Source organism: Vibrio sp. 1069 (assembly GCF_033340555.1).
In genome coordinates this window covers 1-505 of the sequence record NZ_JAWOWP010001010.1, presented here as the reverse complement: position 1 = coordinate 505, position 505 = coordinate 1, and the positions used below count along the sequence as shown (strand labels likewise).

Annotated in this window: 1 protein-coding gene; it reads right to left on the bottom strand. The window is 49.5% G+C overall.

Features of this window, described 5'->3' with window-relative positions; translation table 11 throughout:
* Window positions 1–123: 123 nt before the first annotated feature.
* Window positions 124–505 (bottom strand): 3'-5' exonuclease (locus tag R7040_RS30315; protein WP_216579121.1); only part of this gene is annotated, 382 nt, incomplete at its 5' end.

Below are 505 nucleotides of genomic sequence, written 5' to 3'. Positions count from 1 at the left end.
CGTATTTTCCCATGCTCGATATGGGAGAGGTGGGAGGCGTGAAATTAGGCAGGTGTAAGCGCCCATTTAGGGCGCTTAGAGCGTTTTATTTGTCAACTTTCACATGTGAAAGAATTGACCAAACTATTTGGTCGTGTCCTCTTCAACTTCTGTCGCTTCTGCGGCCATCTTCATCTGCTTCTCGACCATGCGTTTTTGGGTGATGTAGCGGATAACCATCTCGACAGCGCTGTTCAACGCAAGGATTCGCATCGCTCTGGTGGATGCAACGTAGAGCAGGTTTATTTCATCGTCACGGGCCATTGGGTCGAGCTCTGGGTCCAGGACATCCGGAAAGTCGTCATAGAGCTGAACAAAGTCCCACTCCAACCCTTTGCACCGATGAGCTGTTGAGACCGTAATGTCAGCCCCAAACTCTTCTTTGACTGTATTGCGTCGTAGAGTGGTGAGTCGTTCAGGGATTTCATCGTAGCTGTTGATGATCTTGACAGCCCTCATCATCTCA